Here is a 24093-nt window from a genome sequence, read left to right as displayed (position 1 = left end):
CAAACCAATGATAAACGCCACCAGAACCAGGATCAGTATGCCTTCAAATGTCAGGTTAATCATGTCAGCCTCCATTTGCTGTCATTGCTTCGAACTCTGTCCTTGAAGAAGGACGAACTGTAACGCGCCAAACAGAACATCCAGAATCATCCTGCGGGTTTCCTCTGAAAGAGACGATCCCAGAGCGATTAGAATCGCACCCAACAAAACCAGCAGAACCCAGAGCGTACGCCGACGCACCGCCATTTTGAGGGCGAAATGAACGATGCCGTTTTTTTCTTCGAGCATTAGATCAATCTCCTTCTTACCGGTCATGGGTCTCTCCTTTCTTTGAAAGCCGGTCATTTGAAATTAGAGGAAGGCATTCTTATTTGCATGAGCGCCGCCTTTCTCTTTTGTCCTTATAATAATTAGACCGGAGCATTCCCACATCCCTCATAATGGGGTTGCGCCCAAAGACAAAAGGAGCAGTTCCACACTGCTCCTTTTGGATGAAAATAAGTCAACCTGTTCGCGGTTAGTTCAAAATACCCATTTCGCGAGCATTGGAAACCGCGTGGGTTCTATTCTTTGCATCAAGCTTTTCGATGATCTTCTTGACGTGGTTTTTGGCGGTGGGCAAAGCGATACCAAGCAGTTTAGCGATTTCCTTATCCGAGTGACCTTCCCCCAACAATTGAATCACCTGCATTTCACGCCTCGTTAGAATTTCACCATGCCGTATTTCCAGAAGAGGTGAAGGCTCAAATTTTTTTACGGGGCGTGCATATTGTTCGCGAATCTCGTTCAGCAACTCTTCACGAGTGAATGTCTTCAGCAATGCGGAATCTGCTCCGACTCGACGAGCATCCCGTATGAGATTTTCGTACGCCGTGACAGCAATTATCCTCAGCTTGTGCTTTTTCTTGATCTCATTTATCGCCATCCAACCAGCAGAATCATCACCAAACCATTGCAAGTCCATGAGGAGGATATCAGGCTTCAATTCCCGAACGCGACGTTCCGTTTCAGAGGCGGTCCTGGCCTCTCCAACCACTTCCATATCACCCGCGGTCTCAAGTATGCGTTTCCAGCCTTCCCTCGCGATCAAGGTGTCATCCGCTAACAAAACCCTTATCTTTTTGATCATTGCAGTCTCCTATCCGATTCGATTCCTTTTCCGGGAATTGGGAGAAGAGTCAGAACGATCTGTGTCCCCCGCCCGACCCTGGAGTCGATCTTCAAATCCGATTTTGCCACCCCCCAATTATTAATTTTTTCATTTAATTGTTTCATACGCTCCAGACCAAAGCCCGGACGCAAGTTTTCCAGATCCATCCCGCGACCATTATCCATTACAGACAGAATAATGCGCCGCCCGCTTTTTTTAACCTGCACACGAATTAAAACCGCAGGATCGTCAAGGATACCGGAGTGCTGGATGGCGTTCGAAAAAGCCAATGACGCAATGCGAATCAGGGTATTTCTCAATTTTACGGGTATATCCAAGTCCAAGGGGCAATTTAAATCAATATTCATCCTGCCCTTGTGTTTTGGCATCGCCCGAGTTTTCCAAACGGTCATGACCTCCTCAAGCGCCTGTTTCAGCGTAGAGGCTTCAAAAGATTTGTTGAGAAATATAGTGTGTAATGTCTTCAGTTCATTCACAGTTGTGTGGGAGTGCTGGAGGAGGTCCGGAAGGAGTTCCCGAGTCTTTTCATAATCCCCCTTATTGAACCAATCGCCGAGGGCTTCGATCCACAATACCACACCAGAATGATACCAGTTGATCAGGTCATGGATATCATCGGCCAAACCAGAGCGTTCCCATTCCCGCATTTCATCATACAGCCCGATCACTTCCAGCGCCATTGCGAATTCAGCTGCGAGACGCTGAAGGCGCATTACATCCTCATCATCAAAATCCTTAAGACCACCAACCGCCCGCTTGTTTTCGAGCGTCAACACACCTATAACCTTACCTTCCTTGTCCTTAACAGGGGCAAGTAAAACCGAACGACACGATCTGCTGGGAAGGTATTCCAAGTGATCCTGCTCGCCAGCCCAAGCCGGATGCTTCGTGTATCTTCCGTTGTTAAGACAAAGAATCTCCCCGCGCGCCGCCACCCAGCCTGTCAAGCCGGACCCCGGCTGATCGGTAATCGGCTTGCGGCGTTTGATATAACCGGCCTTGTTCAGGTAATTGGAGTGCGCGAGTTCAATGTAATCGCCATGTACCAAATAGATGGAGCAACCTTCAGCACTTAATAATTTTGCGCCTGCCTGCACGACCACTTCGCTGATGGCAGGGACGTCGCGACAGTCCGCAAGCTCCCTGCTGATGGTGTCAATAAACGACTCGGTGCGAGATTTTTGTTCCTTGAGCCTTTGATGAGTGCGGCTTAATTCAATCACCCAACTGGCGGAATTGGCAAACACCCCGATCAATTCCAAGACCTGTTTGCTCGGCTCGGTGCCCGTACCGGGAACGTCGAGGGTGAGGATTCCCAATAACATTCCGGAAGAATCCTGCAAGGGTGTAATAAGAGCGTCGTAGACGTCCCAGCGGCTTTTCCTGTTTCTGCCGGAAGGGGGTTTGTATAAATACCGGTCAACGAACTCCTGCCAGGCCGGGGTCGTTCGTTTAATCAGATAGGAACTTTCGGCGCGAACGTCATCGATGAGAAATGGTTTCAATTCGCTGTATGGAAAATGCGTTCCGAGCAGTTTCTTCTTCTTTGCAGAGGAAACGCCCGTCACAGCGACCGTGGTCAAGGTCTCTCCATCCTTATCCAATTTTCGAATTACGGCCACCTTGAAGCCTAACAGACGCGCTCCCTCCTCGGCGATCTGTCCGCAAAGATCATTTTCAGAGGCATCCGGATTGAAGGCGCCAATTTTTTCAAGAATTTGCCGGAGAGCACCTCCCTGTTTGCGCCATGATTCAAAATCCCTCATCCTGGCAATGACCCGGGACGCCTGCGACGATAGCGATGTGAGCCTGGTTTCATCCTCGAGGCTGAAGGCCGAAACCTTCGAACTTTCCAGGCTGATGGTGCCGTAATAATCCACGCCATCCGGATCCAGCAAGGGAGCAACCAGCAGGGAATTTATATCCTCTTTCTCATCCAAGCGCACAAACCAAGGATGATGCTGGGTGTTGTTTACCAGGATGGTCTCCCTTTGTTCCAGGGCGTGCCCCGCGAGGCCATAGCCGAGGCGCATATCCGGTTTGAGGCCCCGGGTCTTTTGCCCAGACCACGGAAAATATTGGGAGGTCGTCTCGGGTGTGATGGAATGGAGGGGCAAAAGTTCCTCATTGTTGGGCAGGAATTGGTGCAGGGTTATCTTTTCGGAGTGCGGAATCAGCAGGCGTGCCTCCTGAATGAGAATTTGGATGACTTGGTCTTCGCTATCCGCCGATACAAATTTTTCCCCGGTTTCGCGGCTCTTTGCCTCGCTGAGCTGGACCCTGCGATGCTCGAAACAATTTTCGATGGCATTGCCGATGAGATAGGCGAATTCCCTCAACTGATGTTTCGAAATCCTGTCAAAGGTCCCGGCATCGTCATGGGCGACATTGATCACTCCCATGACCTGACCGGTGCGATTGTAAATCGGGCGGGCCGCCAAAGAACGAGGCTGTGCCGCAAAAAAATCCCTGTATATGCTTTTGTTGAAGGCAGCCTGCATATCGTCGCTCTCAAAGGGCTCCCCGTTTTTGATGACACGGCATTTAAGCGCCAAGTCTTCGATGGACCTGTGTTCCACAAGGGTGAAATTCTTGAGCGCGTGCCCGACGTAACGCTTGTTCTCCGGATTGACAACAATAATCAAACCGCGTTGAGCCTGTGTGATCTCCAAGGCGCGGTCGAGAATCTCTATCATGAGTTGTTGAAGATCGAGGGTCTTGTGCAGTTCCCGGGCAACCTCCGTGAGATTGCTGGGCGAGCTATAAACGCGCCTGCGAAATACCTCAAAACCGATTGCGAGAGCAGCCAAGATAAAAATGGACGATATCAGTTCGGCGGTGATCAGGAATGCGCCGGGGGAAAGAATCTGACCAATAATCAGCCCGACCAGCACCAGGGCGGCGACGAAAATCTGAACCCATATCTTCCCGGTGAAGTAGGCAATGGCGGCAATGATTGGAAGTGTGTAGGCAAATACGAAGATGTACCTTTCGGCGGGGGCAACTGCACCGAGGATGGTGACCGCCACCAAGTTGAAGCCGATTCGAAAACTTCTAAATCTATTGCTGTCGTAGTATTCCGTTCCCCGCCTGCGGACCCACTCCAGGATGAGCAGGTAGAGCGCGTAGCCAATTAGCCAAAACAGAACATTTGTCTTCGCGCGGGCATCCAAACTGCCGAACATGGTGATGTAGCCGATCAAAGTCAACATGACCCAGCCTGAAATGCGCACGAACGCCCCGGCTGGTTCGACCAAGCGGCGGTCGAGACGGCCGAGGAGAACCTTTGCGATTTTACTGGCTCCCATCTCGGGGTTTCTAATGTTCACGGTTTTCTCGTTCATCAGGTCCCTTTCCTGGATATCTACGCCCCTATTGTGCGCCAGCCGGGGCTTTTTTCCAAGGCGCATAATCCCTAGTTCGAAAAAATGATAAAGAACTATGTAAAATAGTCCTTTTGCATCATGCGGAAACCAATTCCACTTGAGATGTGTTCATCCCCTTAGACAGGCAGGGACGGCGTCAGCCGCTCGACCGCTCACTGGCGGACAGGTAGTGGGCTACGAGACGCTCGGCACAGGCAAATAGTTTTTTGTTCATTGCGCGTCTACATAGGTGACAGTCACCCGGCTCCTCCTGCTCCACCAACTCCCCGCGGAACCCCTTAGACAGGCAGGGACGGCGTCAGCCGCGCGACCCGCTTCCTATTCATTCAGTCTTCCAATATCTGCCAGAGGAATAGATAGCGCCGTTCGGGTGACTTGATTTATGAAACGGTGGTGCGGGTGGGGTGATGAAATCTTTTGCTTTGCTGTCTTCGGCATATCTGCGAAATCCATTCAGGCGTAATTGCCTTTTTGCCTCAGCAACATTATCAAATTCGATTTGGTCAAAAACGCCGGAAGTGTCGCCGACAAAATAGACGATACAACCAGTCTGAGCCGCTTCGATAAGCGCCCAGTTTTGTTGAAGCATATCTATAACTTTGAACCAGTAATCATTATTTGTAATTGCAATTTCATCCTTCATAATTCATCCTTACTCTTGACTCACCAACTCCCCGCGGAACGCCTTCGCCAGCCCTTCGACAAGCTCAGGACAGGCAGGGACGGCGTCAGCCGCTCGACATGCTCGGACGTGGACGTGTAGCGCGCTTCCCATTCGTTCATTCGTGACGTATTCGTGGATGGTCTCATGGCGCATCCTGCCCTGTGAGTTCTTTGTATTTGGCAAAATCAGCTTTAGCATCTGAAAATTGACCAAGATGTTCGTAAGCTTTTCCGCGGTTGTAATAAGCCATTGAAAACAGATTGTCAATTTGAATTGCTTTATTGCAATCTTGAATTGCCCTATCATATTGTCCTCGCTCTATAAAAGCTCCACAGCGATTACTGTAAGCTCCTTGCATGCCAGGATCAAGCTCAAGAGCTTTATCATAGTCTTTTATTGCATTTTCGTATTGTTTCAATCCTAAATAAGCATTTCCCCGATTATTGAAAGCAAGAGCATAGCTAGAATCTATTTGAATTGCCATATTAAGATCTTGAATGGCAAGGTCGTATTTACCCATATTTGCATAGAGCGATCCACGATTGTAATAAAAGCCTGCTTTCTTAGAGTCAATCAGAATTGCTCGGTTTAAGTCTTCTATTGCTAATTCATCTTTTCCTAATTCAATATACGCAAGCGCCCGATTTCTATATGACAATGCGTGCTGTGGGTTTATCTGAATTGCTTGATCGAAATCATGCAAAGCTTTTTCATAATGTTCTGTATCAAAATAGGCGTTTCCACGATTATTTAACGTTGTAATATCTTGAGGATTGATTTGGATTGACATATCATAATCTGCAATGGCAAGCTGGTATTGTTTTAAGCGGTGGTATGATGCACCACGATTGGTATAAGCTTTTGCATTTTGAGGATCAAATAGAAAGACATTGCTATATTCTTGAATTGCGCGTTCGTAGTCACCTAATCCGTAGCTACAATAACCAATATAATAATAAAGTTCGGCATTATTTATTAATTCATCGATGTTATTCTCTTGCTTCACTTTTTCAAATCGGTAAATTGCAGATTGATAGTCATTTGCTTTATATTTCAACAAGCCCGTAATAAAAGTAATTAGAGTACTTGTTTTCGAGCCAATCTTGCGTTGAGCTTCAAAAGACTGAAGTTCAGTTAAAGTTGCTTGTGGTTGAATAATTTCCGATTCGCCCAACGCACTAATATCTTTTGTAGACAAATTCTCAATGTGTATTGTTATGTTTGGATCATCAGTTGGCTTGTACCAAGCCCAAATTACTAAATCTGCTTGAAAATCCCCCCCCTAACCCTCTAGCGTACTCACTTCCTTGAGCAGCAGTGACCATCTCCTCTGCTGCGATAATTTCAGTGTCCTCATAGCCTTTAGTAGCCTCCCTTAATTGCTCAATCATCTCATCTCGTATTCCGTATTCATCTTCGGGACCGTCAAACTTTGCAATCAAAACAATTACTTTATCTTCCTTCGCCTGTGTTTGACCCTGCCATCCTACCCAACCAGCAACTCCACCAACAATGGTTAAAGCTAAGAGAGTATAAGCATAGGTCTTTTGTCTCTGAAACATTTGCCAGAGGACAATGAGCCAGATCGCTCCACCTAAGAACAAAAGCCAATTAAACCCATCAATGTCATCGCGGAAGGTTTTGATGAATCCATAGATTGCCATAACCGAACCGATGATACCCCCAATAAATCCAAGAATTTCCTGAACGAGAGCCAGAGTGGACTTTCCGCTTTTCTTTGCTTTGTTCTTATTTTTATTGGACATGGCAACCTTCTACTTTCTCACTTACTTCCCTTCCTCCCGCGCGGACCCGCCTTCTGCGGCTGGACATCTTCCCGCCCTGCCTTGACCCTCTCCAACAATTTCTCTGCCGGTTCATCATTCGGGTCCTGCTCCACCAATTCCCCGCGAAACCCCTTCCCCAACATTGACGGCGTAAGCCGCGCGACCCGCTCACTAGCGGACAGATAGCGGGCTTCGAGACGCTCGGCATACGCAAACAGACTTTCGACCCGCCGCACGATTTCGGCTTGTTCTTCAAGGGATGGAATTAAAACTGGCAACTCTCGTAAAATACCAAGATTCAAAATATCCATTGTTCCGCCATGACTTTTAGATTCAAAGAAATGGCGTGCCAACGGGCTTTGCAAGTAAAGGCTTATGTATTTTCGATTTATCGATTTGTACAAAGACAACTTTACCAAACGAGGATTTATGATTCCTGGTTTGGAATTATCGCTAAGCACTAATACTTTTCCAATCGTTCCAACTAAACTAATCAAAATATCACCTGGCTTTACTGCGCAGGTAATTAGTTCTTGATATTTCGCTTCATCAATAAAATAATCGCCAAAATTTTCATCCCCAGCAATTACTTGTTCTTGACCGTAAATTTTATAACCATGAGGGACGTACATATTCTTTTTGAGCGTTGAGCCAAATGGACCCGCTTTTAACGCATTGGCTTCAGGCGCAGCAAGGAAATCAAATCCTGCTACAACCCATCCTTGAGGTAAATCGACTTCATCGGGTAAATCACCTAAACTTGGCTCAATTGCTCCACCACGAACTTTTATACTTGCTTCGTTTTGTGCATTAGCAATAGCCTGAAGCAACTCAGTCGCTGAATTATCTACTCCCTTTTCCTCTCTCCAATCCTCCGTCAATCTCCCTGATGTAGCCGCGGCCAGCACGGACTGGCGGAAGCGTTTGAGTATCTGCGGGACGCGCTCCAGGTGGCGCTCGCACGAGTCCACGCGGGTGAGCAGGGAATCGAGTTTTTCGGCAATGCGTTTTTGTTCGCCCAGTGGGGCAAGGGGAATTTCAAATTTGCGAATGTCTCTTGGGCGAACTGCTGGATATAAAGCGCCCTGCACCAAGTCTGACATTGCAGTAACAAAGTCATTGGTTCTGACAAGGTAATAAAGCCAACGAGAGTCAACACCTTTAGCCCTCAACACATCGAAACCCGTTGAAGCAATTTGCTTATCTAAATCATCCGAAACCATAGCAACGGCATTCAAGTTTGGGCGGGTCATTGAAACCAACACGTCGCCACTGGCAACAACTTGACGCGCCCTGCTTGGGGCATCTTTGCCAGACAACTTTTGTGGGTTTACGATTTTCTTGGCTGTTCTATCAATGGATGAAATATCAATGTAATAGAAGTGTTCATTTTCCAAAGGTGTACGTTGTTCCACCTTTGGTTCTACTACATCACCAATCGTAGTTTCTACCCAGCCAGCAGGCAAATCACTCACTGCCCACCTCATCGCCCATATATGTCATTGCGAGCCGCGCACTTGCTCTTGGCGGCGAAGCAATCTCCTGCTGTCGGGGAGACTGCTTCGCGAAAAAACCGCTCGCAGTGACACTGGCTATTTATTGAAATATTCTTCATACAAATCCTTCCATGCAGGATTAATGCCATTTATCAATTCAACCTTCTTCTTGCGCGAGCCTGCCTTGATTTGCTTCTCTCGAAAGATGGCGGTATTCACATCACTGCCGCATTCAAAGTAGACCAACTTGTGAACATTGTACTTCTTTGTAAATTTACTGCCCGAACCTTCCCTGTGTTCCAGCACACGGCGTTGCAGATTATTGGTCACGCCTGTGTATAAGACCGTATTGTGCGCATTGGTCATGATGTAAACACAATATTGTCGATCAGACATATAACCTCATTTGTCATTGCGAGCCGCGCACTTGCTCTTCGCGGCGAAGCAATCTCCTGATTATGTGGAGACTGCTTCGCCAAAGAACGGCTCGCAGCGACATTGCAATAAGGGGGATTGCTTCGGGCGGGAGAGCGCCGCCCTCGCAATGACATCAAACATTTTCATCACCCAATTCAACCAAGATACTTCTCAACTCAGCCATGGCGGCTTCAAGTTCGCCCAGGGCTTCTTCTGCCAGCGCTTCGGGTTCGGGCAAATCTTCGGCGGCGGTTTCCGAGTCATCTTTCAGCCAGGCAATATCCAAATTGTCGCCGCGCTCCGCCACCCAGTCCCGTGTGAAGCGGCGGAATCTTTCTGTCTCTTTCCTCTTTCCACTTTCTACTTTCCACTCTGGCTCATCCCCATAACAATCCTCAAACTCCTTGAAATGCCCTCGCGTGAGAACCGTCTTCTTGCCAAAATTCGGCATGTTGGCGCGCAGGTCATACACCCACACTTCCTTGGTATTGCCCTTGTCCGTTTCGCCGCGCGTAAAGAACAGCACGTTGGTCTTCACGCCCTGCGCGTAAAAAATACCCGTGGGCAGGCGCAGGATGGTATGCAGGTTGCACTTGTCCATCAAGTCCGCGCGGATTTGCCTGCCCATGTTGGCTTCGAACAGCACGTTATCGGGCAGCACCACCGCGGCGCGTCCGCCAGGCTTGAGTCCGCGATAGATGTGCTGTAAAAACGCAAACTGCTTGTTGCTGGTGGGGAAGGTGAAATCCGTCCGCGTGGGCAAGCCGCCGCCCTTCTTCGTCCCAAACGGCGGGTTGGTGAGGATGAGCGTGGCTTTGGGCAGCGCTTCACCTTCAGGCGAGAGTGTGTCGCCATAACGGATACCCGCCGCGGCGGGGTCTGAATCGAGTCCGTGCAGCATCAGGTTCATCAACGCCAGACGGTGCGTATCCTGCACGAACTCCATGCCATAGAACGTATTGCGACGATATTTGCGCTGTTGGGATTCTTTCCACGAATCGGGATCGCTGTGTTCGCGGATATAGCGATTGGCAGCGATCAGGAATCCGCCCGTGCCTGCCGCAGGGTCTTGAACAGTATCCTCCACTGACGGCTTCATCACTTCGACCATGCTGTCGATCAGCGGGCGCGGCGTGAAATATTGTCCCGCCCCCGATTTCTTCTCGTTGGCGTTCTTCTCCAGCAAGCCTTCGTACAGGTCGCCCATGCCTTCGCGGCGGGCGTTGTACCAATCCAGTTTATCGATCTCCGTCACCAAAATCGAAAGCGTGGTGGGTTTCTTGATGAACGAACTGGCGTTGGCGAAAATCTCGCGCACCAACAGCGAACCGTGATCTCCCAAATGGATCAACAGCAGTTTATAAAACGCCAGCCGATCAGGCGCGCTCTTCGTCTCCAGATCATCCCAGCGATAGCCCGCGGGCAAATCCTTCTCGGTGTTGGTCTCCTTCGCCATTTTCAGGAATAGCAAATAGGTCAATTCCGTGACGTATTGATGGTACGTCACGCCGTCGTCTTTCAACACGTTGCACAAATTCCACAATTTGGCGACGATGTCGGCCGTGACCGTTCCTGTTTTGACCGTAGTCAAAGCCTGCGGGATATCCTCATCACTCGCCTTTATTTTTTGGATGGCTTTCGCTTCTTTCTTACCTTCAGTCTGCTGCTTCTTCTGTGGCATTATCCTGAATTATCCTTGTTCTGTTCCATTTGCCTGCCAAATATGGCAGTGATTTGACTTTTGCCGTCAATCTGAGTATTATTAAAGCGTAAAAGCCGCAAGGCTCACCCCACCCCGCGAAAAGTGGCCAACTGCGGCCGCCTGCCCCCATCTATGTTGATGGACTTGGGCTAGCGGGGTGGGTTGCTTTAATCCTTGTACTCGTAATTGTAAATGCTCTGCATCTTATCCGAGATCAGGTCAAACTGTTCGCTGTCTTTCCGCGCATCGCGCCGCAATATGCTTCCCGCCACCAGATCAGCGACCTGAATCAAATCTTCACTGCGCGAGCGGCGGATAAAAATACGGCTGAACTCATGCCGAATGCCGTGCATTTTGAAGGTCCGTTTTAATTTCACCAACTCCGCGCTTGCCGACCCGATCTCATCCAAAATCAATGTGCCTTTATTTCTGTATTCTACAGGTATGCGATTCACCAGATCGACCAAAAAGTAAAAATACAAACCTGTGCCCCAAATATCCTGCGCGATCTTCGGCAGGGTGGTCTTGTCCACCACCAGCGCCCATGCCATAAATTCTGCCGATTGAAGTGCGCTCATTGCTTTCCCCAGAAGCTTGGAAGAAGCCAGGTTGTTGAAGCGAAATTCGAAATTTTCAGCCAGCCCCTCCCGCTTGCGAAGCCTGCTTAATACAGAACGAAGTCCATCTGCATCCTGCGTTGCCACCAAGGTCAACACCAGATACCGTGAGGCGCCTTTGCCAAAATTCAAACTGGCATCGCCTGCTTCATCGCCTGCAAAAGTAAAAGTCAGCATGTATAGGTTATTCCTTCTTCCAAATCCAATCGTTGAACGTTTCCAACGTATCTGTTAACTGTCCATCGAACATTTTATCAAGTCGTGCAAAACCACCGCCCTCCCGCGTGAAGATTAAATCGGGGTCATCCAACGCATCCCGATCCACAATCACGTTGGCTTTTGTCTGCGCGGCAATTTTCATTAACCAATCCCGTTGAGGCCGTCTCCATTGACGAGTCACCAGCATTTGGCTCAGCGCCCAATCCACGCGCTGTTCATACGGCACCAACGGGTCACCCGTTGCCAGGTGACGGATAAACCCAATGATATGCGCCGCAATATCCTGGTTGGTCATCTCGCGCCAGGCAGTGGTGATGTTCGCTTCACTGAACCCTGCCCGATCCAACTCCATCGCCAATTCGCGCAACTGCTTGCGGGTCAACTCGCGCGGGCGTGTCAGCACCGTAAGCAAGGCGGGAATTTCATCACGATGACTCTTGATAAACTCACCGAACGCCTTCAAATAATCTTCGGGCTTCTCCGCACTCCCATAGCCGCGCTCCACGCCCTTGAATTCATCAACATGTTCCGAGATCAGCATCGGTTTCTGGTCGGGATTTATGCGGTCCAGGATTTCGCCCAACTGGGGATTTTCCGCAAACCAAGCCGCCACCTCATCGAGAGACATCTGACTCAATCTCTGACCAAACGCCTCTGGACTCACGCCTGCGACGGTTTCAAAATCTCGGGCATTCTCCTCGCTCAGGCGGCGCTTTTTTCTCTGAAACTTGGCAAGGAATTGCTCCCGCAGCAATTGTTGCGCCTTTTCATCACTCACGCTGGTCAGTTCTGCCATCAATTTGCTGAATGACAAATTCGGATCTACAACCACGGGCTTCATGGCGGTCACGTCTTCCAATGCTTCATACAGTCGCACTGCATCGAAGACACGGAAGGTTTCCTTTTCGACCTCGGGGCAGGGGCGTGTGGCACGTCCCAACATTTGTTCAAAGAGAATACGGCTGTTCACACGGCGGATGAAAACCAGATTGCAGATTTCTGGCACATCAATGCCCGTTGTCAATAAATCCACTGTCACTACAATAGACGGATTGCGTTCATTTTTGTAGCGGCGAATCAATTCTAATGGTTTATCCGCTGTGCCTGTGATCTTGACCACCGCATCATCATCCACACTCCCATATTGTTCTTGAAAGGCTTTCTTTAGCAGATCTACTACCAAATCTGCATGTGAATCCTTTACACAGAAAATCAGCGTCTTCTGCTTCGAGAATGGATCAAGCTCCTGCGCCAGATATTTGCACACCACCGTATTGAACGGCTTGGTGATGACCTTGCGGTTGAACTCATCCACTTCCAAATGCACTTCATCGGGCAGGGTGTGCAGGTCAATCTGCTGGGTGTGCGGGTCAAAGACCTTCACCTCTTCACCCGCCTGCCAGGTGATTCCATCTTCCAGCAACTTGGTCCTGATCTGAATCGGAGGCTCATGGTCGATCAGATATCCGTCGATCACCGCCTCGCGGTAGGTGTAGGTATAAATCGGCGCACCGAAAATCTGGGTGGTGTGCAGGGCAGGCGTTGCCGTCAAACCGACTTTCACCGCATCAAAATACTCGATCACCCGCCGATACTTCGAGACATAATCCTCATAACTGCGGAAGGTCATTTCTGTGTCCGAGAGTTCGCGGTCGAGCAAATATCCGCGATGGCATTCGTCCACCACAATACAATCATATGTATCCACGGTGGGTGGCGTCGCATTTTCAGAGGGATACAACACCCGCTTGACCATGCCCTGCACCGTGGCGATGTGAACTGCTGTGTCGCCATCCGGCGTGGTCTCGTCCAGTTCCTTGATCCCGAAAATATCTGCAAAACTTTGAATGCTGTCCATGCGGGTATCTTTGAAGGCGTTGGCAGCCTGCTCGCCCAGCGCTTCGCGATCCACCAGGAACAATATCCGTTTGAAACGCTGTACTTTCAACAGACGATAGATCAACGCAATACAGGTCTTGGTTTTGCCGGTGCCAGTCGCCATTGCCAACAACATCTCGCGGCGTCCGTTGGCAATTCCTTCTTCCACCTTGCGAATGGCATCCTTCTGGTAATAACGCAGGGTAAAGCCATACTCGAACGGTTCCACCTGCAAATGCCGGTGAGCGATTGCTTCATCTCGTTTGAGTAATTCCTTCAAACCTTCGGGCGTGTACCAGCCATCCAGCGCGTGGCTCAAATTCGTCGAGCGCCGCAGATCCACAAACCAGATTCCACTCTGAGTTTCCAACTGCTTCAAGAACGGGCGTCCATTGGATGAAAAGGCGAATGGGATATGATAGCCACCCCACGCTCCGCCTGGCGATTGCATATCATCGGTTAGGGAGATATCATGGCTGTACCGTTTCGCCTGTACCAACGCCGCCGAAACATCCACATTCTTGCGCTTGGCTTCCACTACTGCGATTGGCATCAAGCCAATAAACAATACATAATCGGCGGGTCCGCTGGCAGTAGGGTATTCCGCAATCGCTAAATTCCTGCCGCGTTCAGGGCGCGTCCCATTGGTATATCTCAGGCGAACCGTATCTGCTTCCCATCCAGCCGCACGCAATTGTCCATCAATGATCTGACGAGTCTGCGCCTCATCCAAAAACACCATTTGACTGGCAGCAATCGCCGCTCGACGATATTTCTCAAACGTGGCAGAACGCTTCCGCTCTGCATTGGCTTGCTGCTTCTGGAGCAAAGATTCCACTTTGGCGTTCGCCGCTTCCACCTGCGCTGCAAGTTTTTCACGCTCTTCGCGTAATACTTCTGTTTCACTGATGGTGGGGGGCAAGAGGAACTCGCCGGACTTGAAATCAGACTTGATAAACGTGCGCTGAAACCAAACGCCCAGCTGCCATCCCATTTTCAGAATATTGAGCGCCGTCGGTTGATCTCCCAGATTATGGTGACTTGCCGCGTTCCCCGCCCTGCGGATCTCACCAAATAATAGATAGAGTTCGTGAGTCAACACGCCATCATCACGCAATCGACGCAACAATTCGTACTGGCTTTCCTCTTTTTCAGTTTGATATAGCCCAATCTGTGTGGCAACATGCCTCCCCAGCAATTCCCCGAACTGACGCATCTTTATCAGGCTGGTATTGGGATCGTCCGTCAGATATTTCTCCGCAAGCGAGCCCAACCGTACAAGCTGTTCGTCAACAGCCTGTAGGTGGGAAAAGTTTGAGAGAATTTTTGCAACCTTCTTCATCTGTCCGATATGGGATAACCCCATATTATTATTATTTTACCCGACGTCCAGCGGGTATGCGAAAGACCCGCTATTTCAGCGTGCCGACATCATACCCATAATGCTCAAGATAACCCACGATCTCTTGGCGGACTTGATCTTCCGGCGGGAGCAGGGATGGGTCGCAGGGCGCGGTGTGACCTGTAACCTCGCCGGTCTTCCATGTGAGATCCTGCACGTTCAGGACGTACCATTTCTGGCAGACGATGACCTGCACGCTTTTGATCTGGTAGAAGGGCGGCTTGATCTTCTTTGGCGACCCGGCAGTAATGCTGATGATCTCCCTCAGCGGAGGCGGCTCTTCGTTTAGCAGGGACACACCCGTCATCCATTCGGGCTGTTTTACGCCGAGATAATCGAGAAGCGTAACAGGCAGGTCGATGATCTGGGCGTTGTTCCTGCGGGAACCGGCGTGTGCCCCGTTCGGGAAGCGGATGATGAGCGGGATGCGCGAGTTGACAACATAACGATAGCCGTGGTCGGTGTAGATGACCAGGATGGTATCGTCCAATTTACCGGAATCTTCGAGGTAGGTATAAATCTCGCGAACGTGATCGTCGAAATTCCGAATCGACTGCTTATATAGTTCCACATCCCATTCTTCCCCTCCATTCAGGGATTCGGTTGTGGAACTTTCATCGTCCGAGCCGAAATGCGGACCGTGCGTGTTCATGAAGTGGGAGAAGATGAACAGCGGTCTGTCCGATTCTGCCAGCAGGGCGATGATCTCATCCTTGCGTTCGGCATCGGTGAGGCGGGCGGATGGGTTGTTAACCTGCTTGAAGGGATTCTCCATCTCTTTAATATAGAAGATGTGGAGAAGCCGCTGGCTGACCCTTTCCACGACGATCTGGATGAAGTAGGCGGAGGGGGTATTTCCCAAAACAGGTTCGATGGAATCCAACAGGGGATTTTCAGTGGAATTACCGTTTACGATCTCGAAGCCGCCCGCGATGTTCACCTTCCTCGCATCCACATAAGATGGGGCGCCGATCTCAACTGTTTTATAGCCAGCGTTTTTCAAGATTCCGGGCAGGTGCTTGAACGAGTCTTCATCGGAGAGAATATCCGGGTAGCGATAGATCTTGACTTCGGCGGGCTCCCTGCCGGTCAAGACGGAGGTCGTAGACCCGGTGGTGCTGGAGGAATTCGGGTAGGCGTTCTCAGCAACGAGAGATGTTTTCATTAATTCGGCAAGGAAGGGTGTGGTGTCCTCCTCGAATCCATAAGCGGAGAGATACCTTACGCTCAAACCGTCTGCGCCGATGATGATGATGTTCGGATGGTTGGAGGATGAAGCAAGCGGGTCGAGATCGAATCCCTTCGCGGAGGCGTTTCGGGAGAAATGGATCGAGAGAATCGCAACACTCGAAACGGCGAGCAGGCTCAAGGTCAGGAGAGAGGCGCGACTCCAGGGTCTTTGCCGCCTGACGATTTTATACATCCAATAAAAGATGAGGGTGAGCAATACGGCGTAGAGGATGCGCCAGAAGCCGGAGGCGGTTACGATGCCGATCTCGAAAAGAGTGTAGGTGAAATTGTCGAGCATGACCAGCACGGTGATCGAAAGCATGAGCGCGGCAGGGACATAACCGAGCGCTTTCCATCTTCGGGCGGGATAGGCGAGGAGCAGCAGGAAAGCGATGAGGATAAATGAAATTACGCCGCCGGTGACGAATAAGACCTTGAGCTTCTCGTATAACGAAAGGATGGACAGGGAGGAGGATTGCGTGACGAAGAACAGCCATTCCATGAGCGCGTGGAAATAGGCGGCGAGGACGGCGAGGTTGAAGAATAAAGGCAAGCCGATCGCAGATTTGGAACTGTTTGATCTCATAAGGTCGGCATATTTTACCCCCTTGTGTATCCGGCAGACCCTGGAAATTTTACGCCTTTTCCCCGATCACCATCACCAGCGTGCTTGAGTTCAATTCCATTGTTTTAACTTCGACCTGGAAGCCTGATCTGCTGAACGGCTCCGCCATCCTTTTCATCAGCGCTTCATTCAGGCTTTCGGGAGTTTCCCTGGTCACTTTGTATAGCCATTTGAGAAATCCATTGGAGGGAAATGCCGCAGGCAGGACGACCAGTTTGCCCGGATTTGCAAGCACGCGGTGAATCTCTTTGAGCGTACTCAGATCGAAGATGTATTCGCTCGGGAATGTGGAAACGACGGTATCGAACGAGTCCTTGTCAAATGGCAGGGACTGGGCGAGCCCGCGAGCGAGTTTGTGATTCGCGCCGAGGCGGCGGCTGGCGAGATTCCCCATCTGGGTGGATTCATCCAACCCGGCAGGATCCAGCCCCCGGTCACGCAGGAAGCGCTGCAAGTGTCCGGGTCCATGACCCAGCTCGAGGATGCGAGTCCCTTCGATGTATGGGAAGACGCTGAAGACCCAGTCCTTCCACTGCCCGAAGGAGACGATCCATGCCACGAGGTCATAGGTGAAAGCAAAGGGATGATAGAGTAAAAAATAAAAAAAGCGCATGAAGCGGCGCATGGCATGGGAGCGCAACGACCCTTGTCGTTGCAGGGGTCAAAAGCCTTCTGACCCTTGAGGCTGAAATCTTAACGAAACAAAACGAGGGTTTGACTCATCGTCAAACCCTCGCAGGTCATATGAATTACACGGGTGTGGGCTCGTCGCCCTTCTTGGTCTTGCGCACGGCATCGAGGGCGCTTTTGCCGCGTTCTTTGACCTCGGCGGCAAGTTGTTCGGCTCGCACCCTGGCTTCGTGGGCGAGTTCCTCGGCGCGGGCGCGGGCTTCCTTGGCGGCGGCTTCGGCGCGGGCGTAAGCTTCTTCGGCGGACATCTTCGCCTTGTCGCGCAATTCGATGGATTTATCCTTGATCAATGCGCGGGTCTCTTCGCCTGATTGCGGGGCAAAGAGCAGCGCGACGACGGCGCCAGTCAGCCCGCCGACGATAAATCCTACAAGAAAGGCTCCAAATTCATCACGGTCAGACATGGTATTTCTCCTTTTGAGTCAGATGGTAATCAATTTTATTTAGGTTTTATACCTAACAATTCTAACATACGCTTCAAGCCGGCCAGATAACCATTCAGCTTGATAACCGGTTCAACGACATTCTCGCCCAAAAACTCGGCCGTGCCCCGTAACGTGTTCACTGTTTCGCTGGTGGCGTGCAGGATCGGGCGGACTTCATTTTGCAGGAGGTTGATCAGGCTGGCGAGTTGGACGATCAGCACGATGAGCGCAACCCCGATGACGAGGGTTTCGAGCGCGACAACGATGATAAAGACATCGCGAATCCTGTCGGTGGGGGTGGCTGGCTGGAGCAGGAAATAGATCGCCACGCCGAGCAAGGCAACCAGCAGGACAACGACGGCGATGATGCCCGCCATCATCATTTTTTGTTTGCGTTCCTGCTCGCGCAGCTCCGCCAATTGTTCAGGGGTCAACGAGGGGGAAGGTTCGGAAGCGGTTTCAGTGGGGAGGGGCGTTGCCATGAATTCATTATAGCAGATTCAGGATTCAGAAAAAAGTTGGAGTGAATGAAATCCGGCGCCTCGTCCCCGTGCCGGATTCGATTCCGTCCATTGGGTTACGGCTTCATCCCCGGCAATTCCATCTCATGTCTGACGGTCTCCGCAAACCCTCCGAGGCAGCGACTTCATGCCCCGTTGAGCGAAGTTGTTTTGCCGGAACGCCGCCGACAAATTCGGTTGCACCTGTAATGAATATCTCGTTTTGCTTACTGCTGAATTGTGGACAAGTTTACTCCCCATTTCATCGTGATCCCCTTGACTCCCCCTACCGACGGTAGTACACTGATCCTACCTACCGTTCGGTAGGGAAGGAGTTCCATGACCAGAGACGACGTTCTCGATGCCGCCGCCCAGGTGTTCAGACAGAAGGGATTCCACGGCGCGTCCATGTCCGATATCGCTGCCGCAGTGAACGTTCAAAAGGCGAGCCTCTATCATCATGTCTCATCCAAACAGGAGATCTTGCTCGAACTATTGGAGCGGGCGTTGCAGATCCTGACCGTCCGAATCTCCACAGTCGCCGAGCAGAACGACCCTGCAGATAAAAAATTACGTCAAATGATCAGGGTATACCTGCAATTGCTGGCCGAGAACGCGGACCTTTCCTCCGTCCTTCTGTTCGAACACCGATCGCTCGATAAAAAATCGCACACCCGCCACGTCCCTCAACGCGACAAGTTCGAGGCGCTCTGGCGGGATGTTCTTAATGAAGGCGTGCGGGCGAAGGTCTTCGACATGAAGGACATCGGCCTGACCGTTCGCGCTTTGATGGGAGTGATGAACTGGACTCTCACCTGGTATCACCCCGGCGGCGGGAAAACAATCGACCAGATCGCCGATGAATATGCCGACCTTATCCTGAACGGGTTGTTGAAGTAGACGATTTCCGGATCGATATTTGAAAGGAGAAAAGAAGAATGTATTCCTTTGAACCAAACGAAGAACAACAAATGCTGATCGATGCGGTGGGGAAGTATGCTGCGAACGACCTGCGCGCCGCGGCGCACGACGCCGAAGAAAGCCGCGAACTGCCCAGGAAGCTCATCGGCAAAGGCTGGGAGCTCGGCTTGCTGCAAGCCTCCACACCCGAGGCGTACGGCGGCTTCGGTGAGCGCTCCGCGGTCACCGGCGCGCTGGCGGTCGAAGAAATGGCGTCCGGCGATCTCGCAGGCGCTCTCGCTGTGATGACCCCTTCCTTGTTTGCAACTCCCATTTTGATTGGCGGCAGTGAAGAGCAAAAACAGGAACATCTTCCGAACATTGTCGGCGGAGAGTGGGCTCCGTACACAGCCGCGCTGATCGAATATAGTTTCGACTTCGACCCGAATGCGCTTCGCACAACCGCAAAAGTCGAGGGTGCCGACTATGTTCTCCACGGCGAAAAAGCATTCGTCCCGTTCGCCAAAGATGCAGAGGCGATGATCGTGTACGCAAATCTCAACGGTGTCACGCAAGGATTTATCGTCCCGAAAGATGCGGCGGGATTATCCATCGGCGAACGCGAGAAGTTGATGGGATTGAATGCGCTGCCGCTCCATCGTGTCAAACTGGATAATGTGAAGGTACCCGCGACGAATCGACTCGGCGGCGCCTCGGGTCACGACTTCGGCTTGGTCCTGTCTGCGATGCGCGTTGCCTCGGCCTCAGCCGCTTTGGGGGTTGCGAAAGCCTCTTTCGAATATTCAAAGAACTACGCAAAAGAACGCGAAGCCTTCGGCGTTAAGATCGCGCAAAAACAGGCGGTCGCTTTTATGCTGGCGGAGATGGTGACCGAGATCGAGTCCATCCGGCTGCTGACCTGGGAAGCCGCCTGGAAACTCGATACCAACAAGGAAGACTCCTGTGTCGCGGCTTATCTCGCCTTCACCGGCGCGTGCGACATGGCGATGATGGTCACCGACCGCGGCGTGCAAATTCTCGGAGGCCACGGCTACATCCGCGAGCACCCCGTCGAGTTGTTCATGCGGAACGGACGCGGTTTCCCAATGCTGTTGGGATTGGCGATTGTATAGAGTTACTGGTTGCAGGTTGAAAGTTCCAGGTTCCAACGTTCTTCCTTAATCCTTCGACCTTCAACCAAAAGGATAAATCATGACCATTGAATTTGAAGCACCCAAACCGATCGTCCAAATGCAAACGATGCTGCAGACCGTCGCAGAAAATATGATGAGGTCCGTTTCGCGCGAATTCGACGAAAACGAACATGCGATCCCCTGGGATTACGTTGAATTCATGCACACTGCCATGAAAGCGGCAGGCGGCGGCGGAGGCTTGACTGTCACGGAAGGTAAGCCGAAAGAAGGCGCGGAAAAGCGTCCGCCCATTGGTTATCAGCGACTGGCGGCGCAGATCGAAATGCTTTCCTGGGGCGATGTGGGTTTTTATCTTGTCACACCGGGCGGCGGATTGGGGGCTGCGGCTGTTGTTGCGGCTGGCTCCCCGGAGCAAAAAGCCAAGTTCCTCACCCGTTTCAATGAAGAGAAGCCGACCTTCGCCGCGATGTGCATGACCGAGCCGGGAGCGGGTTCCGATACTTCCGCCATTCGCGCGCGCGCCGTGCTGGATGAAAAGACCAACGAATGGGTGATCAACGGAGAGAAGATCTTCGTCACGGCGGGAGATAAATCCTTCAACGAGTATGAAAAATTCGGCAAGGGATTCATCGTGGTTTGGGCGAGCATCGATCCTTCAGCTGGACGGGCGGGGATGCGCGCGTTCGTCGTCGAAGCGGGAACGCCCGGCGTGAAGGTAACCAAGCTTGAGCATAAACTCGGTATCCGCGCAAGCGATACGACTTCGATCTCGCTTGTAGATGCGCGGGTTCCATTCGAAAACCTGCTCGGCAAACCGACCGTTGAAAAGACGACGACCGGATTCAAAGGGGCAATGGCAACCTTCGATGCGACCCGGCCCCTCGTGGCGGCATCCGGTTTGGGCGTGGCAAGAGCCGCGCTCGAATTCCTCAAAGAGAAATTGATGGAGAACGGAGTGCAGATCCGCTATGGAATGCCGCGGAACAAGCTGACCTCGGTCGAAAAAGATGTGATCGACATGGAGATCCAATTGCGCTCAGCCTGGTTATTGGTCCTGAAGGCGGTCTGGATGGCGGATAACAATAAACCCAACGCGCTGGAATCTTCCATGAGCAAGGTGCGCGCGGGCGATGTGGTGACAAAGATCACGCAGAAGGCCGTGGAGATCATGGGACCTCTCGGATACAGCCGCGAATTCCTGTTGGAGAAATGGTTCCGCGACGCGAAGATCACGGATATCTATGAAGGCACGGGACAGATCAACCGGCTGGTGGTGGCGCGGCAGATTTTGGGTTACAGCGGAAGCGAATTACGATAGCAGTTGAAGGTTGAATGTTCAAGGCTGAAGGTTTTCTTGGTTATCAAACCTTCAACAAGAAACTTTAAACCTGCAACTAAAGGAGAACCATGAAATACCACATTCACAAAGCCGTCGTCATCGGCTCGGGGACAATGGGCGCGGCGATTGCGGCTCACCTGGCGAATATCGGCGTGCCTGTGACGCTGTTGGATATCGTCCCGAACGACTCGACCGATAAGAACAAGATCGTAAAGGAAGGCTGGGATCGCTGCCTTAAAGCGCGTCCTGCCAACTTGATGTCCTCGGAGTTGCAGACTTTGGTCAAGCTCGGCAATCTCGAAGACGATTTCGACTCGGTCTCCGATGCGGATTGGATCTGCGAAGCGATCATCGAGAATTTGAAGATCAAGCAGGATCTGATGATGCGCATCGACGAAGTCCGCAAGCCGAACGCGATCGTCACAACGAACACGTCGGGCATCCCCGTCCATTCGATTGCGGAAGGGCGCTCGAAGGGATTCAAACAGCATTTCCTCGGCACGCACTTCTTCAATCCGCCGCGCTATTTGAAACTGCTGGAGATCATTCCGACTGCCGACACATCCAAAGAAGTGGTTGAATTCTTCACCCGCTTTGGAGAGTATCGTCTTGGCAAGGGGATCGTGCTGTGCAAAGATACCCCGAATTTCATAGGCAACCGGGTCGCTTTTGGGACGGGCGCATTCGCGATGGATTTCATCCTCGAAAATGGATACACCGTGGATGAAGTGGATGCGCTTACAGGGCCTTTGATGGGCCGCCCAAAGACGGCAACCTTCCGGCTCATCGACCTGGTGGGTGTGGACGTCTGGCATCACGTCGGGGCGAATCTTGCGCCGTTGATCCCGCATGACGCGCTCGGGCAGAAGTATCTCGCCGCCGAAAAGCCGAAGAAATTGATGGACACGCTGCTCGAGCGTAAGTGGCTGGGCAATAAAACCAAAGTCGGATTTTACAAGGAGGTGCGCGGCGAGGACGGGAAGAAGGAATTTTATTCCCTCGATCTCAAAACAATGGAACACGTCCCGCCGACCAAGCCGCGTTTCGATTCGGTCAAGGCGGCGAAAGATGTCGAGGAATTGGGCGACAGGCTCAAGGTCATGCTCGAGGCGGATGATAAAGCAGGGAAACTTGTCAGGGCATTGACCTATCAAAGTTTCCAATATGTTTCTTCGATCATCCCCGAAGTCGCAGACAACCCGAAGCCGATCGATGACGCCGTCCGCTGGGGATTCATGCACGAAGCGGGTCCATTCGAGACATGGGATATGCTCGGCGTAAAAGAGACCGTCAAGCGTATGAAAGCGGAGGGCTATCCCACCGCGAAATGGGTAGAGGAGATGTTGAAAGCGGGCGTCGAGACCTTCTATCAATACAAGGGAGAAAACAAGGTCGGCGTATATGACGTTGCCAAAAAGAAATATGCGAAATTGAAACAACCCGAAGGTTTTGTGTTGTTGAAAGAGTTGCGCGGCACGAAGAAGGAAGTGAGCAAGAACGCCGGCGCGACATTGTTCGATATTGGTGACGGCGTGGGGCTGGTGGAATTCCACACGAAGATGAACGCGCTCGACGATGATATTTTTGCGATTGCGACGGAAGCGATCGACCGCCTTGATAGCGACTTCGACGGGCTGGTGATCGGCAATGAAGGCGAGCACTTCAGCGCAGGCGCGAACCTGTTCATGGTCGTGGTTGCGGCGCAGCAGGGAATGTGGGATCAATTGGAACTGGCGGTCCGCAAATTGCAGGATATGAATATGCGGATGCGGTATTCGCCGAAACCGATCGTGGTGGCTCCGGTTGGATATGCATTTGGGGGCGGTTGCGAGATCACCATGCATGCTTCACGCATTGTCGCGGCATCCGAGACTTATATCGGGTTGGTCGAACTCGGCGCCGGGGTCATCCCGGCAGGCGCAGGGACGAAAGAGATCATGCGGCGCATCATCAACCCGGCGATGAAGACCGAAAATGCCGAAGCGTTCCCGTTCATTCAACGTGCGTTCCTGCAAATTGGGCAGGCGAAGGTCGCCACTTCCGCTGAAGAGGCGCGGACGATGGGAATCCTTGGTCCGCAGGACCGGGTCGTGATTAACCGCGATCATCTGCTGACCGAAGCCAAGAATGAAGTCCTGCACATGATCTCGTCCGGCTATAAACCGCCCGCGCCTGAATTGATCTATGCGCCGGGGCGCGACATGTACGGCGCGATGAAGATCGGCGCGTGGAGTTTCAGGGAAGGCAAATACATCAGCGACTACGACGCGCACATCGCCTCCAAACTTGCGTACGTGATGGCTGGCGGATGTCTTTCGAAGCCGACCTGGGTGAGCGAAGGATATATCCTGGATCTGGAACGGGAAGCGTTCCTGTCGCTTTGCGGTGAAGAAAAGACGCAGGCGAGGATGTGGTCGCTGCTGCAGACCGGGAAGCCGCTGAGGAACTAAAGAATCAGAGAATTGGAGAATTCTGCAATTCTCTTTCATGG

The 24093-nt window shown here is 51.5% G+C and carries 20 protein-coding genes; 4 read left to right on the top strand and 16 right to left on the bottom strand.

What is annotated here, in order from left to right:
* Window positions 1-81: 81 nt before the first annotated feature.
* From HS100_00580 to HS100_00505, 16 genes are all read right to left on the bottom strand, one after another.
* On the bottom strand, window positions 82-315 hold the full coding sequence (locus HS100_00580) for a hypothetical protein (protein MBE7432386.1): 234 nt from the start codon (window positions 313-315) through the stop codon (window positions 82-84).
* 202 nt (window positions 316-517) lie between these two features.
* The gene (locus HS100_00575) at window positions 518-1129 is read right to left on the bottom strand and encodes a response regulator transcription factor (protein ID MBE7432385.1); all 612 of its coding nucleotides are present in this window, start codon (window positions 1127-1129) and stop codon (window positions 518-520) included.
* The gene (locus tag HS100_00570; GenBank protein MBE7432384.1) at window positions 1126-4515 is read right to left on the bottom strand and encodes a GAF domain-containing protein; all 3390 of its coding nucleotides are present in this window, start codon (window positions 4513-4515) and stop codon (window positions 1126-1128) included. Before HS100_00570 ends, HS100_00575 begins: the two co-directional genes overlap by 4 nt.
* Before the next feature lie 364 nt (window positions 4516-4879).
* Window positions 4880-5200 carry a hypothetical protein gene (locus HS100_00565; GenBank protein MBE7432383.1) on the bottom strand — a complete coding sequence of 107 codons (321 nt, stop codon included), beginning with the start codon at window positions 5198-5200 and terminating at the stop codon, window positions 4880-4882.
* Window positions 5201-5220: 20 nt separating this feature from the next.
* The gene (locus tag HS100_00560) at window positions 5221-5367 is read right to left on the bottom strand and encodes a hypothetical protein (protein MBE7432382.1); all 147 of its coding nucleotides are present in this window, start codon (window positions 5365-5367) and stop codon (window positions 5221-5223) included.
* On the bottom strand, window positions 5364-6419 hold the full coding sequence (locus HS100_00555; GenBank protein MBE7432381.1) for a tetratricopeptide repeat protein: 1056 nt from the start codon (window positions 6417-6419) through the stop codon (window positions 5364-5366). Before HS100_00555 ends, HS100_00560 begins: the two co-directional genes overlap by 4 nt.
* Before the next feature lie 31 nt (window positions 6420-6450).
* Entirely contained in the window at window positions 6451-6987 is a 537-nt protein-coding gene (locus tag HS100_00550) for a hypothetical protein (protein MBE7432380.1), read from the bottom strand.
* A gap of 17 nt (window positions 6988-7004) precedes the next feature.
* Window positions 7005-8495: a restriction endonuclease subunit S gene (locus tag HS100_00545; GenBank protein ID MBE7432379.1), complete on the bottom strand. Its 1491-nt coding sequence runs from the start codon at window positions 8493-8495 to the stop codon at window positions 7005-7007.
* Between the two features lie 105 nt (window positions 8496-8600).
* Window positions 8601-8870, bottom strand: coding sequence for a GIY-YIG nuclease family protein (locus HS100_00540; GenBank protein MBE7432378.1), 270 nt, complete (start codon window positions 8868-8870; stop codon window positions 8601-8603).
* Window positions 8871-9054: 184 nt separating this feature from the next.
* Window positions 9055-10602, bottom strand: a complete 1548-nt coding sequence (locus tag HS100_00535; protein MBE7432377.1) for an N-6 DNA methylase — start codon at window positions 10600-10602, stop codon at window positions 9055-9057.
* A 188-nt stretch (window positions 10603-10790) separates the two neighbouring features.
* The gene (locus tag HS100_00530) at window positions 10791-11417 is read right to left on the bottom strand and encodes a DUF3800 domain-containing protein (GenBank protein ID MBE7432376.1); all 627 of its coding nucleotides are present in this window, start codon (window positions 11415-11417) and stop codon (window positions 10791-10793) included.
* 7 nt (window positions 11418-11424) lie between these two features.
* Entirely contained in the window at window positions 11425-14679 is a 3255-nt protein-coding gene (gene hsdR / locus HS100_00525; protein MBE7432375.1) for a type I restriction-modification system endonuclease, read from the bottom strand.
* Between the two features lie 70 nt (window positions 14680-14749).
* Window positions 14750-16555, bottom strand: coding sequence for a sulfatase-like hydrolase/transferase (locus tag HS100_00520; protein ID MBE7432374.1), 1806 nt, complete (start codon window positions 16553-16555; stop codon window positions 14750-14752).
* 49 nt (window positions 16556-16604) lie between these two features.
* Window positions 16605-17207 carry a methyltransferase domain-containing protein gene (locus tag HS100_00515; GenBank protein ID MBE7432373.1) on the bottom strand — a complete coding sequence of 201 codons (603 nt, stop codon included), beginning with the start codon at window positions 17205-17207 and terminating at the stop codon, window positions 16605-16607.
* 136 nt (window positions 17208-17343) lie between these two features.
* The gene (locus HS100_00510; GenBank protein ID MBE7432372.1) at window positions 17344-17688 is read right to left on the bottom strand and encodes a YtxH domain-containing protein; all 345 of its coding nucleotides are present in this window, start codon (window positions 17686-17688) and stop codon (window positions 17344-17346) included.
* Window positions 17689-17723: 35 nt separating this feature from the next.
* Complete coding sequence (locus tag HS100_00505; GenBank protein MBE7432371.1) at window positions 17724-18191, bottom strand: hypothetical protein; 468 nt, start codon at window positions 18189-18191, stop codon at window positions 17724-17726.
* A 357-nt stretch (window positions 18192-18548) separates the two neighbouring features.
* Here HS100_00505 and HS100_00500 point away from each other — a divergent pair, with 357 nt between their 5' ends.
* The 4 genes from HS100_00500 (at window position 18549) to HS100_00485 (ending at window position 24052) form a co-directional block, all read left to right on the top strand.
* Window positions 18549-19109 (top strand): TetR/AcrR family transcriptional regulator, encoded by a 561-nt coding sequence (locus HS100_00500; protein ID MBE7432370.1) that lies wholly within the window; start codon window positions 18549-18551, stop codon window positions 19107-19109.
* Between the two features lie 38 nt (window positions 19110-19147).
* Entirely contained in the window at window positions 19148-20242 is a 1095-nt protein-coding gene (locus tag HS100_00495) for an acyl-CoA dehydrogenase family protein (GenBank protein MBE7432369.1), read from the top strand.
* Between the two features lie 79 nt (window positions 20243-20321).
* Window positions 20322-21581, top strand: a complete 1260-nt coding sequence (locus HS100_00490; protein ID MBE7432368.1) for an acyl-CoA dehydrogenase family protein — start codon at window positions 20322-20324, stop codon at window positions 21579-21581.
* A gap of 89 nt (window positions 21582-21670) precedes the next feature.
* Window positions 21671-24052, top strand: coding sequence for an enoyl-CoA hydratase/isomerase family protein (locus HS100_00485; protein MBE7432367.1), 2382 nt, complete (start codon window positions 21671-21673; stop codon window positions 24050-24052).
* Window positions 24053-24093 lie beyond the last annotated feature (41 nt).

The sequence above is a fragment of the Anaerolineales bacterium genome (assembly GCA_015075725.1).
Classification (GTDB): Bacteria; Chloroflexota; Anaerolineae; order Anaerolineales; family Villigracilaceae; genus Villigracilis.
The sequence above is the reverse complement of the archived record's forward strand: the minus strand, read 5'-3'. Positions and strand labels throughout refer to the sequence as shown.